The sequence below is a fragment of the Vibrio sp. R11-SG3-ISO9 genome, assembly GCF_059834255.1.
The window spans coordinates 150,694-164,413 of record NZ_JCBDGU010000039.1 but is presented as its reverse complement, the minus strand read 5'-3'; the positions used below and the strand labels follow the sequence as shown (position 1 = coordinate 164,413).

General features: G+C 43.6%; 12 protein-coding genes. 9 read left to right on the top strand and 3 right to left on the bottom strand.

The window, feature by feature from the left end:
• Positions 1-85 precede the first annotated feature (85 nt).
• Positions 86-841 (top strand): uroporphyrinogen-III C-methyltransferase, encoded by a 756-nt coding sequence (cobA, locus tag AC6R05_RS13100; RefSeq protein WP_150896359.1) that lies wholly within the window; start codon positions 86-88, stop codon positions 839-841.
• Between the two features lie 18 nt (positions 842-859).
• Here cobA and AC6R05_RS13095 read toward each other — a convergent pair whose 3' ends face one another.
• On the bottom strand, positions 860-1,306 hold the full coding sequence (locus tag AC6R05_RS13095) for a DUF4174 domain-containing protein (RefSeq protein WP_050487459.1): 447 nt from the start codon (positions 1,304-1,306) through the stop codon (positions 860-862).
• Positions 1,307-1,547: 241 nt separating this feature from the next.
• On the opposite strand from AC6R05_RS13095, the gene AC6R05_RS13090 reads away from it, so the two are divergent.
• From AC6R05_RS13090 to AC6R05_RS13080, 3 genes are all read left to right on the top strand, one after another.
• Entirely contained in the window at positions 1,548-2,021 is a 474-nt protein-coding gene (locus AC6R05_RS13090; RefSeq protein ID WP_032552476.1) for a LabA-like NYN domain-containing protein, read from the top strand.
• An 80-nt stretch (positions 2,022-2,101) separates the two neighbouring features.
• Positions 2,102-2,767, top strand: coding sequence for a response regulator transcription factor (locus AC6R05_RS13085; protein WP_032552477.1), 666 nt, complete (start codon positions 2,102-2,104; stop codon positions 2,765-2,767).
• The gene (locus AC6R05_RS13080) at positions 2,764-4,155 is read left to right on the top strand and encodes an ATP-binding protein (RefSeq protein WP_500647616.1); all 1,392 of its coding nucleotides are present in this window, start codon (positions 2,764-2,766) and stop codon (positions 4,153-4,155) included. The genes AC6R05_RS13085 and AC6R05_RS13080 overlap by 4 nt, the downstream gene beginning before the upstream one ends.
• Before the next feature lie 69 nt (positions 4,156-4,224).
• Here AC6R05_RS13080 and AC6R05_RS13075 read toward each other — a convergent pair whose 3' ends face one another.
• Together AC6R05_RS13075 and AC6R05_RS13070 are read right to left on the bottom strand one after the other, a co-directional pair.
• Entirely contained in the window at positions 4,225-6,282 is a 2,058-nt protein-coding gene (locus AC6R05_RS13075; protein ID WP_500647615.1) for an EAL domain-containing protein, read from the bottom strand.
• A 205-nt stretch (positions 6,283-6,487) separates the two neighbouring features.
• Entirely contained in the window at positions 6,488-7,789 is a 1,302-nt protein-coding gene (locus AC6R05_RS13070) for a dicarboxylate/amino acid:cation symporter (protein WP_032552479.1), read from the bottom strand.
• A gap of 548 nt (positions 7,790-8,337) precedes the next feature.
• Here AC6R05_RS13070 and AC6R05_RS13065 point away from each other — a divergent pair.
• The 5 genes from AC6R05_RS13065 to AC6R05_RS13045 all read left to right on the top strand — a co-directional run bounded on the left by AC6R05_RS13065 (position 8,338) and on the right by AC6R05_RS13045 (position 13,715).
• On the top strand, positions 8,338-10,449 hold the full coding sequence (locus AC6R05_RS13065; protein WP_500647614.1) for a TonB-dependent siderophore receptor: 2,112 nt from the start codon (positions 8,338-8,340) through the stop codon (positions 10,447-10,449).
• Positions 10,450-10,625: 176 nt separating this feature from the next.
• Positions 10,626-11,393: a DUF3450 domain-containing protein gene (locus tag AC6R05_RS13060; RefSeq protein ID WP_500647613.1), complete on the top strand. Its 768-nt coding sequence runs from the start codon at positions 10,626-10,628 to the stop codon at positions 11,391-11,393.
• Positions 11,393-12,766 (top strand): MotA/TolQ/ExbB proton channel family protein, encoded by a 1,374-nt coding sequence (locus AC6R05_RS13055; protein WP_500647612.1) that lies wholly within the window; start codon positions 11,393-11,395, stop codon positions 12,764-12,766. Before AC6R05_RS13060 ends, AC6R05_RS13055 begins: the two co-directional genes overlap by 1 nt.
• Positions 12,766-13,314 (top strand): MotA/TolQ/ExbB proton channel family protein, encoded by a 549-nt coding sequence (locus AC6R05_RS13050; protein ID WP_239840062.1) that lies wholly within the window; start codon positions 12,766-12,768, stop codon positions 13,312-13,314. Before AC6R05_RS13055 ends, AC6R05_RS13050 begins: the two co-directional genes overlap by 1 nt.
• Positions 13,311-13,715: an ExbD/TolR family protein gene (locus tag AC6R05_RS13045; protein WP_032552484.1), complete on the top strand. Its 405-nt coding sequence runs from the start codon at positions 13,311-13,313 to the stop codon at positions 13,713-13,715. Before AC6R05_RS13050 ends, AC6R05_RS13045 begins: the two co-directional genes overlap by 4 nt.
• Positions 13,716-13,720 lie beyond the last annotated feature (5 nt).

The following is a 13,720-nucleotide window of genomic DNA, read 5'->3' as shown; positions in this document are numbered from 1 at the left end:
TGAAATATGCAAAAACTGTGATCGACGAGATGTTTTCTTGTTGATACAGTGAATTACAGCAAAATAATTAAAATAGGCGTAAGCAATGAGTGAGCAAGCAGTAGAAAAAGGTTTTGTTTCTTTGGTGGGTGCCGGTCCTGGTGACCCTGATTTATTAACCGTTAAAGCAGCACGAGTGATTCAACAAGCTGACGTTGTGGTATACGACCGCCTCGTATCTAAGGCAATCCTAGCGATGGCTAACCCAGATGCAGAGATGCTTTATGTTGGTAAAAAATTAGATCATCATTGCGTACCACAAGATCAAATCAATCAACTACTTGTGACTAAAGCTCAAGAAAACAAACGCGTTGTACGTTTGAAAGGTGGTGACTCATTTATTTTTGGCCGTGGTGGTGAAGAGTGTGAAACCCTTGCTGAGAATGATGTTGCTTTTGAGGTTGTACCTGGGATTACGGCTGCTGCTGGAGCGACTGCTTATGCAGGTATCCCTCTAACGCATCGCGATCACGCACAAAGCGTACAGTTCATTACGGGTCACCTTAAGAAAGACGGTGAAGATATTGACTGGAAATCATTGGCTCAACACAACCACACCATCGTTTTCTACATGGGACTGAAAGAGAGTCCAAATATTCAGAAAAACCTGACTGACAACGGCATGCGCCAAGATATGCCTGTAGCGATTATCGAAAATGGTACGCGTCAGGAACAGAGGGTGTTTAGAGGTGGCTTGAGCGATTTGGCTGAGCTCGCTTCACAAGCTAAGAGCCCAGCATTGATTGTCGTTGGCAGTGTTGCTCAACTGCACGAGAAGCTGGCTTGGTTCAACCAACAATAACAACTTCTATTTGCTTGCCTAAATGCTGCAGCGGCTGGATTGTCGCTGCATCTCTTGCTGGCGCATCGGCATTTGGTCGATGAAGTTAGCTAAGAACGCCCAATCGGTAGTGCCACTCCATCGGTGTTTCTCTTTACCATCCTTGCCTATCAAAATCCCTGTGTGCTTACCCTTTGGGATCTCATAGATTTTCTTAACCGCTTCTAAGTTGAACTCTTCTTTTAGCCAACTCGGCATGGTGTAACCGTTCTCGGCAATAACCATAACCACAATGTCGCGTTCGTCGATTTGGCAGTTGTTGATCAAAACACTATTCATAAACTCTTTGACCTTGGTGTCTTGGTCTGGCGCAAACAGGATAACACTGCGATGTGGCAAACTGTGTGAGTGTTCATAGGCCGGGTAGGCGAGGGCAGTGTGAGAGCAAGCAACGATGCCTGCAATAGCGAGTAATCTTCCTAACATCCTATGACTCCTTTCAAACAACGCGTGTTGTTGTCACTAAAAACGCTCTAAAGAACTGTTTTTGAAAACGAGAGCAACAAACTCTGCACAATAATCAAGCAACGATTAAATGCCGATACGTAAAGCATAGTTGATAGGTTCAAAATCAACGATAAGCGACTCGCATTTATTAAGCAGATCGAATAGGGTAAAGGCTTATTTTTAAGAACCCAATAAAGGCATAGCGCCACAGGCACCATACATGGAAAATATTGCGATTCTGGTTGATGTTCAAAACGTGTATTACACAACAAGAGATAAGTATCGAAGTAATTTCGATTACAACCAATTTTGGTATGTGGCAACCACGGGGCGAAACGTCGTATCAGCTAATGCTTACGCAATTTCTAGCCAAGACCCAAAACAGCGTCAGTTCCATCATATCCTCCGAGGGGTGGGTTTCGATGTAAAACTAAAACCTTTCATTCAACGACGTGATGGCAGTGCTAAGGGCGATTGGGATGTCGGTATTGCGTTAGATGCAATCGAGTTGGCAGAGTCTGTCGATACGATCATTCTGGTTTCTGGTGATGGGGACTTCGAGATCTTAGTTGAACGTATGAAATCACGCTTCAATACAAAGGTGGAAGTCTACGGTGTACCGGGGTTAACAGCTCAAAATCTCATCGATTCTGCAACAAAATTTGTTCCAATCGAGAAAGATCTCCTAATGTAGCCAAATAGTGCAATTTTATAATTGAAATCAATTTTATGATAATTAAAATGCAAACCATTATTATTTAATGGGTGGTGGTGATGTCTCGCATTTTAGTCGTTGACGATGATATTCAGTTATGTGAATTGCTCTCTGAAGTGTTAGAAGCAGAGGGTTATCATGTTGATAAGGTCCATTGTGGCGAGAGTGCATTGGAGTTTATTCAGCAGAATCCGGTAGATCTGGTTCTACTAGATGTGATGCTTCCGAACCTTAACGGGTTACAGGTGGCAAGACGCATTTGCCAGCGCTTTGCCACTCCGATTCTTATGCTAACAGCGCTTAATGATGACGCCTCCATGCTAGATGGTTATCAAGCCGGTGCCGATCAGTACATCGCTAAGCCGTTCAACGTACCTGAGCTTCTAACACGAATTAAAGTGATTCTTCGTCGCGTTGGATTCGAGCGTCAGCGTCAATCTGTTGCAAGCTCGAACGAAGGCTTGTGTGAGCAACTGGCTCGTATACCTCTGACTGGGACAGAAAAAGACCTGCTTGATTACCTGATTAAGCATAATGGCATTGTTGTTTCTAAGTCTGATCTTCAAGTTCACGTGCTTAAGAGAGAGTTGTGCCCATTCGATCGTAACCTTGATATGCATATCAGCAACATCCGTCGTAAGTTAGTACAGGCGGGTATTTCAAAGCAGCACATTAAAACAGTGCGCGGCAAAGGCTACAGTTACTTAGAGTCTGTAAGTGCATGAGTTCACGTTATTTTCGTTGTCCTTCTTTTATTGAAAAACGTAAGGACGGTTTGACGTTTCAGCTGTTTGCCTACCTAACGATCATTATTGTCAGCATTTTTATCTTTCAGGGTATTGCGGAAAAGGCGTTAATGAGAGCCTTGCTAAAAGTTCCGGAGTCAGTGAAGTCAGATGTGTTAGATCTGGCTTACCAAGCCGATATCTTGATTGAAGAAGGGGATATGGATGAATTGGCGGATTGGGCCAATGCACAAGAGTACTATCTATTCGTGCTCGATAAAGATAAACATCCAATCACCCATCGCCACATGCACCCACACTTTGAGTTCAAATTGAGGTTCTTAAGGGATCTGGATCACCAGCTTGATGCGCAAGTAAATCAACCTATTCTTGGTATTCCTTTGAAACATGACAATCTGTTAGTGGTTCAGTTTCCTAGGTACTTTCACCCTGCTCATACCTTTTCGACTTACTCTTCATTGATGAAGGTGTTTATTGCTTTTGTCATTTTGATTTTGTTCTCTCAGATCCTCTCAAGGCGTCTCCAGCAGCCTTTAGATCGATTACGCGAAGCAAGTCGTCGATTAGCGCAAGGTGATTTCTCTGTCGAGGTTGTGTCTGAGCTGAAATCGAACACTCGTGAATTTAACGAACTAGCAAGCGACTTCGACCATATGACACAAGAGATCAAGTCGCTGGGTGAGAAGCAACGGCGTCTAATTCGTGATGTTTCTCATGAGCTAAGAACCCCACTGGCAAGACAAAACTTAGTGTTGCACCTGCTACGTAACAGTGTTGAAGATAAATCGGTGCGCCTGATTGATAGACTTGAGAATGAAACCAAGGAGATGAATGACCTCGTTGGCGAAATTCTCGAATATAGCCGTTTAGAGAATGCACGCTATGACGCTGATGTGACTTCTATGAACGTTGAACATTACTGTTCTCTGCTGGTTTCTGAAATGCAACACGACCTTAAAGGTGAGCAAACGCTGGTGGCTCATTTGTCGAATCAGACACCAAGTGTCGACCTTGATGAAAGGCTTGTCCTTCGTGTAGTGAGAAATATTGTTGGTAATGCCATTAAATATGCAGGACCAGAAGCGCGTATTGCATTGACCACGTATTACTACGAAGAAAGTTCGACCAAGCGTTACACTGTCATTTCAATAGAAGACAATGGTCCAGGTATTCCAGATGAGCAACTTTCGAGTGTGTTTAGCCCTTTCACTCGCCTAGAATCAGCGCGTGATAAAAAGTCAGGCGGTTATGGTTTAGGCTTAGCTATTGTTAAAGAGTCGATGGCGGTGATGAATGGCCATGTAAAGGCAGAGAACAAATCGGAAGGAGGGTTGAGGATCAATCTTATGTTCCCAGTTCAGCCTTAAATTAAATCGAAAACGCGATAGATAACATGAAAGCGGCTCCTGTATTAAGGGGCCGCTTTCGTTTCTACTCTACGCCGCTGTCGCGTTGGCTTGTTTGACATAATGCTGCAGCGCTGTGAGAGAGAGCGACTTAGAATAATACCAACCTTGTATCGAAATAGAGTCGTCATGAGGAATTAAATCGAGTTGCTGTTGAGTTTCAACGCCTTCCACCACACAGCTTAAATCTAGCTCTTGAGCGACTCTTAACATTGCGTAGAAGACCCGTTTGCCTTTTTCGTTGTCTAACGCTAACACAAAGCTACGGTCAATTTTAATGCAGTCCACATCAAACTGATTTAGATAGCTCAAAGATGAAAAACCAACGCCAAAGTCATCTAGGAAGATCTTACACCCGAGTTTCTTGAGGCGTTGTAGTGATTCCAACACTTTAGTTGTGTCTGTAACTAAGCTTTCTTCAGTGATCTCAATACGGACCCATTTGGCTACGGGCTCAATGGTTCGACAAATACGGTTCATTACCTCTTTATCTAATAGAGTCTCAGGTGTGATGTTGATGCTGGTAGGTAGCACCAACTGATTTACTTGAGAGACCTTGAGGTCGGACACCACTTTTTTGACCGTCCATAAATCGATATCTGGCATCATGTTCGCTTGCTCGAAATAGGGAAGGAATGCACCAGGGTAGAGTATCTCACCGGACACCGGGTCTTTGGCTCGAATTAATGCTTCACACGAAATTACTTTGCCTGATGCGGTTTGAACTTGAGGCTGATACTCCATACAGAAATCGATTTGAGCATAGCGGCGTAAACCTTGTTCTAATTCCAGCGTCGCTTTTTGCTTGCTCACTTTTTCGGAGATTCTATCTGCGCTCAAAACGTCGGCTTCTTCACGACGTCTAGAGTAACTAGAGTCAAAAAATGGAAATGCGATGCGGTCGGCTAGATTGAGTTTGTTCATTCGCATTACAAATGGCGTGTAAATAGTAAGGTCAACCAAGATCAGTAAGCATTGCAGTAACACCGCATTGAAATCCCCCTGAGTCGCCAACCAGCCGTTAAAGAGCACCGGGCTACTGAATGGGACAACAACCGATGGTATCGTCACAAGGCCCGCAGTGAGTACCGTATGAGATATAACTAAGTTAACGACAGGAACAATAAGGAAGGGCCAAAACAGTCGCGGATTAAAGATGATTGGAAGCCCGAATAATAGGATTTCATTGATGTTTAAAAGTACTAACGGTAAGGCGGCTATCGCGATCAGTTTGGAGGCTCTGTCTTTGGCAAAGAAAAGCAGTGAGATTACTAAGCCCAATGTACCACCACAACCGCCAATAAAAACAAAGATAGCCATCATGGAGTGATTTACTGCTGGGGTGTTTTGAGTCAGTGATGCTTGCTCAGGCACCGCTGCAATCAAAACATCGATCCAAGGTAACAGTGCGTAGTAACCATGGATGCCGATAAACCACAAGAAGGAGTTAAATAGTGAGTACAAAACGCCGAATGCTAGCGAGGAGTACTCGAACAGGTGGTCAAGCCCACCAAAATCGAGGAAATAACTGAAGAGTGATACAAGCAACCAGCTGACGTTTAACATTAAAACTGCAGCAATGATTGAAGGCACAATAAGGTTGAGTGAATCTTTTACCGTTTTTCCTACTTGTTCACTTCTTACAATTTTTAGCCATTTCTTTCGATAGAAGAAAGCAATCAGCGGGATGCTATAGAGTGGAGTTACTACCGAAATGATGAGTTCAAATGTAACTTTTACGTCAGAGAATATCTGATGGAACAGCGCAAGATAGACAATAGAGATAAGTGCGATAGGTGGGCGAGGCAGACGCCATTGCATCGCTAAGATGTAAGAGAGCGCAGCAGTCAAAAGGATAGGGAATATTGTATTTAACTGATGAGAAGCGTTATAGAGCGTTTGAACCCAATATCTATCTTTGCCAACGGTAAACTCACCGATAGAGGCACAGAATAAAATGAGAGAAGAGATCATCAGGCAAGGAAGGATCCAAAGAAGCCCTTCACGTATCGCAAGCATCTGATTCGCTAATACCAATCTTGCTGTTGGTAAGAATCGTTTTCTGTTGTTTGTAAGCTCTTGATCCATATGAGCACTTATACCGAGATGATTTAACGGTTATTGTACCAATTACTCGAGAGCTATCTATGATTTTATGTAAATATGAAGCAATGATTTTCATATATGAGACATATGTTTATAGCTGAATGAGAGTGGTTGGTTATGGATGGCGAAAGTAAAACAAAAACGCCGCTTCATGAGAAGCGGCGTTGCGTTATTTTGTGAAAAGAGATTATGCTTGGCGAGCTAGATTCACTTGCTCTTCTTTTTCACCTGCTGCAGGGTCGTTGAAGCGTGCTTCGTCGAATGCACCTTCTGACTTAGCAACAATAATAGAGACTGCGCTGTCACCTGTAATGTTAACCGCAGTACGGATCATATCCAGTAGACGGTCAACACCCATGATAAGAGCAATACCTTCTAACGGTAGACCAACTTGGTTAAGAACCATTGCTAGCATAACCAGACCAACACCAGGAACACCTGCTGTACCTACAGAGGCTAGGGTAGCTGTCATGATAACCATTAGGTAATCAGTCATAGATAGGTCGATGTTGTACGCTTGAGCGATGAACGCTGTTGCAACACCCTGCATGATAGCTGTACCGTCCATGTTTACTGTCGCGCCTAGAGGTACAGTAAACGAAGCTACTTTGTTATCAACACCCATACGGTTCTTCGCTGTTTCCATTGTTACAGGAATTGTCGCGTTTGAAGAAGCCGTAGAGAATGCGAACATGATAGCGTCTTCCATTTTACGTAGGAACGTAATTGGATTTAGGCCAGTAAAACCTTTTAGCATTAAGCTGTAAGTCACTAGGCCGTGAAGTACAAGGGTACCCGCAAGAACTAGGAAGTATTCAGCAAGGTTCCAAATCGCACCCAAGCCAAGACCAGAGAACAGTTTCGCCATCAAGAAGAACACACCGTAAGGCGCTAGGTTCATCAGTAGCGCAACAAGCTTCATGATTACTTCGTTAAGATCTTGGAATACAGCTGCAATACGTTCACCCGGCTTGCCCGCTGCACTAATTGCAATACCAAACAATACCGCGAATACGATTACTTGAAGTGTTTTACCTTCTGCCATCGCTTGGATAGGGTTGGTTGGGAACATGTCGATGATGACTTGGCCTAGAGAAGGCGCATCAGCTGATTTGAATGAGCTAGCTGCGGTTAGGTCAGCACCAGCACCAGGTTGGAAGAAATTACCGATTGTTAGAGCAAGGGTAATTGCAACCGCTGTAGTACCAATGTAAAGAGCCAGTGTTTTACCGCCCATACGACCCAACGTAGATAGGTCTTTCAAAGAACTAGTACCGCATACTAGTGATACAAAGACCAAAGGAACAACAAGCATTTTTAAGCTGGCAACAAAGATTTTGCCGCCGACTTCGAATAGTCCGTTAACAATGTATGTATTAACAAAGCCACTTTCTGCAAATAGGGATTGAATGGCGAATCCCACTAAGATACCTGCGACCATACCGAGAATAACGCGGCCGGTCAGAGACATAGGTTTCTTGGTATTCATTTAGAACACTCCTTTTAATTATAACTTTGAGACCTTTCAAAGTGAGCGGCAGATTAGCAGTCGCAAGATTAAATAAAAAAACAAAATTGTTAGACAGAATTATAGATGTGATCAAAGTCACCTGATTTTTATCGATAAAAACAAAATAAACACAAAGTTAGATCATTATATTTAACATTTGTTACTGATTTTTAATGGCTTTCTCAATAATCAGTGAAGTGGATCGAGTTACATATGAAAGGATGATTTCGTATCGACTTAACGGCTTTTAACGCATGATTGCGGCTGAAATCGCACTGATTCGACATTTAAGCGAATAATGCGTGAATCCAATATCGGTAACTGAGTAAATAACCTAATAAAACGGGCAGTTACCGCAATGCCTTTACATAACTTTACAAATGCAAAGATTGTAAATTTAATGCAAATAGTAATGGTTATCACTTATATTCCCCTCCGAAATATTCAGTAGTACCGGAAACGGTAGATCAAGCAACGTACCGAAAGGACAGTTACTTGAATAATAAAAAAGAGTCGGAGAAAAGGACATGTTTTCAAAAAGCCCATTGGCTTTGGTGATTGGCGCAGTATTGGCGTCACCAGCTGTATTAGCAGAAACAGCAAAAACAGATGAGCATATGGTTGTTGAAGGCCGTGACTACGGTTACAAGGCAGACACTAACACAACAGCAATGCGCATGGAGGCAACTCAGCTAGAGACTCCAGGACAAGTTTCAATCATTGATGGGCAAATTATCGATGAGCAACGTGCTAGCACGCTAGGTGAAGTACTAAAGAATGATGCTTCTATTTCTGCAGGTTCGAAATCAACGAACCGTGAACGTTTTAGCCTACGTGGTTTCTCTCTTGAAAGTAGCTCAGGTTACCTGCGTGATGGCGTACAACACTGGTCACACTACCGCCAACCGGTTGAACTGTTAGAAAGAGTAGAAGTACTGAAAGGCCCTGCAGGTCTACTATATGGTAAGTCTGCACCGGGTGGTCTTGTAAACATGGTAGCTAAGAAGCCTACTTACGAGACTCAAGTGAACGTGAGCCAAGATATCGGTTCTGATAACTACACTCGCACTGTTGCTGACGTGAGCGGTTCTCTTAACGATGATCAAACACTTCGCGCTCGCGTAATTGTTTCTCAAGAAAACCAAGATTCATACCGCACTCGCTTTGATGGCACTGATGTAGAAACAGAACGTTTTGTTGGTGGCTTATTCGTTGATTACGACATTAACGAAGATGTGATGCTTTCTCTACACTACGACCGTACGCAAGAGCTAGGTGATCTAGACAATGGTTCAAAGATCGATACAACTACGGGTAAAGTGATCAACCCAGATATCGTTAACGACCAACGTTTTGCGCAGACAGACAACGATGTAGCAAACTACGGTGCAACGATTGCGGCAAACATCAATGAAACGTGGTCTGTAAAGACGGGTATCTCACGTCAGTTCTACGAGCGTCAACGTACAGAGTCTAACAATACTGTCTACCAAACTGGCAGCGAGTATGGCTACAAAGTTTCGGACCGTCATGACGAGTGGACATTTGACACAGCTTACGTTGATTTCACTGGCGACTTCGATGCATTTGGCGTAAACCACCGTCTACTAGTTGGTGCTAACGGTCTTCATTACGATTACAAGCGTCTGTACGCATCAGGCTACGCATGTAAAAATGCAACAGAAGCGGAAGCAATCAAAGAGTGTGGCAACGGCTTCGACATGCCATCAGACATCAGCTACAAGAACGATACCTCAGTGTCTCATTCTGAGAGCCAACACTACGGTCTATATGTACAAGACTTAGTGACTCTAAATGAACAGTGGCAGGTTCTTGCGGGTGTTCGTTTCGCTTACGATAAGACCATCAGCAGCTCTGATAAAGAAGAAAGCTACAACAACATTCTTCCTAAAGCGGGTCTAATCTACTCGCCAGCAGAAAATGGCTCTATCTACGCGGTTTACTCTGAGAGCTTTGAGCCAGTAAGTGAAATTTCTGATTCAAGTGATGTTAACTTCGGTAAAGAGCAAGATGCGAAGAAAGGTACACTTTACGAAGTAGGTACTAAGTGGGAGCTATTCGATGAGCGTTTGTTTGTTTCTGGCGCACTATTCCAGATTACGCAATCGAACATGCAAGTTACAGAAGACCTAGCAACTCCAGTAAATGGTGCTGACCAAATCACAACGCAAGTGGGTGAACAGGTTCACACTGGTGCTGAGCTTGCTGCGACGGGTTACCTAACAGAAGCATTTTCTCTAAGCGCTTCAACAATGTTCCTAGATGCAGAATATAAAAATGATCCTGCACTAGAAGGTAAAACGCCAGCTGACGTGCCTGAGTTCACTGCTAGCATTTGGTCTACATATGCATTCAATAACGGTACAGATGTAAACCTAGGTGTTTACCACGTAGGCGAGCGTTATGCTGAGAGTGCAAACACGTTCAAGAAAGATGCATATACTCGCGTAGACATGGGTGTGGCACACACGTTTAAATACGACGAGAACCTAGACTTTGTAGCTCGTTTCAATGTAGAAAACCTATTTGATACTGACTACCTAGAGGGTGGTAGCACAAGTGGTGTAGTGGTTGGCGAAGGCCGTAACTACATGGCGACGCTACAAGTTAAGTACTAATTTGTTAGCAAACAATAGACGTTAAGTTAATGAATAGGGGGGAAGTTTTGGCTTTCCCCTTTGTTCGTTATTTTTTTACAAAAATATCCCTAGCCAAGTGAGTGACTTTTAATGATAATGAGAGTGCTTATCAATAAAATTCATTTGAACTTCTTCTAAAGTAATTGACGACAACTATGAATCTTCTAAAAACCAGTCTTGCCCTAGCGATTAGCATGATGGCAACGTCTTCAATAGCAAGCAGCTTAGATCAAGCGCAAGCTATCCAAAACAAGACCAACAACGCCTCGGCTGCAAGCCAAAAGGTTATCGATAAAAGCTCTGAAACGAGCTTAGCCCTCAAAGCGGAAATTGAGCGCTTACAGGAAGAAGTGAAAAACCTAGAAATTTATCACGACCACCTAGCTGCCTTAGTTGAAAGCCAAAATAAAGAAGCTGACAGCATTAATGCTCAGATCGATGAGATCAAATACACACGTCAAGGTGTTGTGCCACTGATGTATCAGATGATTGATGGCTTGCAGGTATTGGTCGAGAAAGATGTACCAATTAAAAAAGAACAACGTCTAGAACGTGTCGAAAAGCTGAAAGCGATGATGACACGCGCAGATGTTAGCGATGCAGAAAAATACCGCCGTATTCTTGAAGCGTACCAAATTGAAATGGATTACGGTATCAAACTGGGTGTTTACCAAGGCCGTATCGAGCTTAGCGATAACAAAGTGATTGAGGCAGACGTACTTCATTTAGGTCGCGCTTCTCTTGTAGCTCGTAATCTGAATGGCACTCAGTACTGGTCTTGGAACCAAGTGGCGAATCAATGGCAAGCTCAAGATGCTTCAATGAAATCTGAGCTAGATAAGGCTTTTGATATCGCAAGCCAACAGGCGGCACCAAGCCTGATCACTCTTCCTGTATCTTTGACTGTTGCGGAGGCTAAATAATGAAACTGAAACCTTTAGCAACCTTAATTTGTATCTCTACACTGACTCTTTCTGGCTTTGCTCACGCAAACACTAATGAACTTGTTGGTAAAGCAGCGACTGAAAACAAAGCTCAAGCATCGCATAACGTTGCTCGTGAATCTGGCTTTAAACAGACAGAGAAAGAACTAAAAGCACTTCGTGCTGAACTTGAAGCAAAGCGTAAGCAGATCCAAGAACAGACAGATGTTTTGACAAAGACGTTTAGCGACAATGAAAACACGCTAGCACGCCTTGAAGAGAAGCTGCGCCTAGAGACAGGTAGCCTTGGTGAACTGTTTGGTGTTGTTCGTCAAAATGCCAAAGAGCTTGAAGTTGAGCTTCACAACACAGTAAACAGTGTTGACCGTGCTGAGCACACTAAAACTGTTGATGAAATCATCGACGCGAAATCTCTTCCTTCGATGCCACAACTGACAGCACTGTGGTTAAGCATGTCTGAGCAGATTCAAGCGAGTAGCGAGCTTTCGAAGAATCAGATCGCATTCATTGATGGTGAGGGTACAACGAGTCAAGTTGATGCTTACCGTATCGGTTCATTAGGCCTAGTGACAGAGCAAGGCTACGTTAACTGGAACACACAGCGTGGCGATGCTATCGCTTACTTTAAGCAACCGGATAACGGTCCAACGCTTACATCACTGAGCACACTGGCGTCTGGTACTCCATCTAACATCGTTGTCGACCCGTCACGTGGTTTCATGCTAGAGCAACTGGCTCTGACTCCAAGCCTTCAAGACCGCCTAGAAGCGGGTGGTGTAGTAGGTAAAGTGATTCTTGGTCTACTTGCGATTGGTCTTATCATTGCACTTGTTCGTGGTATCGCACTTGCGGTTGCTCGACACAAGATTCGTTCTCAACTTAAGAAGCCTGAACAACCAGGTAATAACCCTCTAGGTCGTATTCTTGCTGTTTACAATAAAGAGCAAACTCAATCTGTTGAAGCATTGGAACTGCGTCTACTTGAAGCGGTAGTAGATGAGCAAACGCATTTAGAGAAAGGCTTGTCGATGCTTAAGCTGCTTGCAGCACTGGCTCCAATGCTTGGTCTATTGGGTACTGTGACAGGTATGATCGAAACTTTCCAAGTGATTACTCAGTTTGGTAATGGCGATCCAAAAGTGATGGCTGGTGGTATTTCTATGGCACTGGTTACGACAGTTCTTGGTCTTGTTGCTGCAATGCCACTGCTATTAGCTCACAACTTATTGAGCACTCAATCAGAGAATATTCGTAACATCCTTGAGAAACAGGGTATTGGTTTAGTTGCTGAGCAAGCAGAAAAAGCGACTCAACCAAAGGCGGATGTTGAGCCAATGGGGACAGCGGCGTAATGGATATCTTGTTGTCTAGTTCACTTTTTTCCAGTGACTGGCTGCTATCCTTGTCTGATTTCATGGAGCAGGGCGGTTTCGTCCTGTGGTGGTTGGCTGCTGTCGTACTCGTATATTGGGTACTGGTAGTTGAACGCGTTCTTTACTTGGCGTTTTATTTCCCAAAACAGCGTAAAGCCTGGATTGAACAATGGAATGAACGACATGACCAATCGTCTTGGCACGCGAAAGCGATTCGAGAAGGTTGGTTGGGTCAAGCAAGCCTATTACTTAATCAGAATTTAAACTTCATCAAACTCTTAGTTGCAATCTGTCCAATGCTAGGTCTGCTTGGCACAGTAACGGGCATGATCTCTGTGTTTGATGTAATGGCGACACAAGGCAGTAGCGATCCTAAGCTGATGGCTTCGGGCATCTCTCTAGCTACACTGCCAACAATGGCAGGTATGGTTGCAGCCTTAGCGGGTATGTTTGTTCATGCTCGTTTGGCGAAAGTATGCAGTCGCTTAGAAATAAAATTAGAAAAATCATTAAGGAGTCAACGATGAGACTCGGAAGACGTCATTCCAAAAACGAAGAGGCTCAAATCGACCTGACTTCGATGCTTGATATTGTATTTATCATGCTTATCTTCTTTATCGTGACGAGCTCATTTGTACGTGAGTCTGGGGTGGAAGTTAATCGCCCTCAAGCATCTAACGTTGTTAGCCAAAAAGATGCGGGTATCTTTGTTGCGATAACATCAGCTAATGATATCTACATTGATAAACGTCTGATTGATGTTGAGCGTGTACAAGCGACCCTTGAACACTTGCTGCTTGAGCAACCTGAAGCATCACTTGTCATTCAAGCGGATGAGCATGCTTATAACGGCACAGTTGTTAAGGTGATGGATGCTGCGAAAGGTGCTGGCGTTAAAAACATAGCGCTTGCCGCTGAACAGCGATAGCGTAG

Excerpts from the sequence above, each read along its gene's own strand:
- cobA (WP_150896359.1), top strand. The coding sequence starts at position 86 with ATGAGTGAGCAAGCAGTAGAAAAAGGTTTTGTTTCTTTGGTGGGTGCC.
- AC6R05_RS13095 (WP_050487459.1), bottom strand. The coding sequence starts at position 1,306 with ATGTTAGGAAGATTACTCGCTATTGCAGGCATCGTTGCTTGCTCTCAC.
- AC6R05_RS13090 (WP_032552476.1), top strand. The coding sequence starts at position 1,548 with ATGGAAAATATTGCGATTCTGGTTGATGTTCAAAACGTGTATTACACA.
- AC6R05_RS13085 (WP_032552477.1), top strand. The coding sequence starts at position 2,102 with ATGTCTCGCATTTTAGTCGTTGACGATGATATTCAGTTATGTGAATTG.
- AC6R05_RS13080 (WP_500647616.1), top strand. The coding sequence starts at position 2,764 with ATGAGTTCACGTTATTTTCGTTGTCCTTCTTTTATTGAAAAACGTAAG.
- AC6R05_RS13075 (WP_500647615.1), bottom strand. The coding sequence starts at position 6,282 with ATGGATCAAGAGCTTACAAACAACAGAAAACGATTCTTACCAACAGCA.
- AC6R05_RS13070 (WP_032552479.1), bottom strand. The coding sequence starts at position 7,789 with ATGAATACCAAGAAACCTATGTCTCTGACCGGCCGCGTTATTCTCGGT.
- AC6R05_RS13065 (WP_500647614.1), top strand. The coding sequence starts at position 8,338 with ATGTTTTCAAAAAGCCCATTGGCTTTGGTGATTGGCGCAGTATTGGCG.
- AC6R05_RS13060 (WP_500647613.1), top strand. The coding sequence starts at position 10,626 with ATGAATCTTCTAAAAACCAGTCTTGCCCTAGCGATTAGCATGATGGCA.
- AC6R05_RS13055 (WP_500647612.1), top strand. The coding sequence starts at position 11,393 with ATGAAACTGAAACCTTTAGCAACCTTAATTTGTATCTCTACACTGACT.
- AC6R05_RS13050 (WP_239840062.1), top strand. The coding sequence starts at position 12,766 with ATGGATATCTTGTTGTCTAGTTCACTTTTTTCCAGTGACTGGCTGCTA.
- AC6R05_RS13045 (WP_032552484.1), top strand. The coding sequence starts at position 13,311 with ATGAGACTCGGAAGACGTCATTCCAAAAACGAAGAGGCTCAAATCGAC.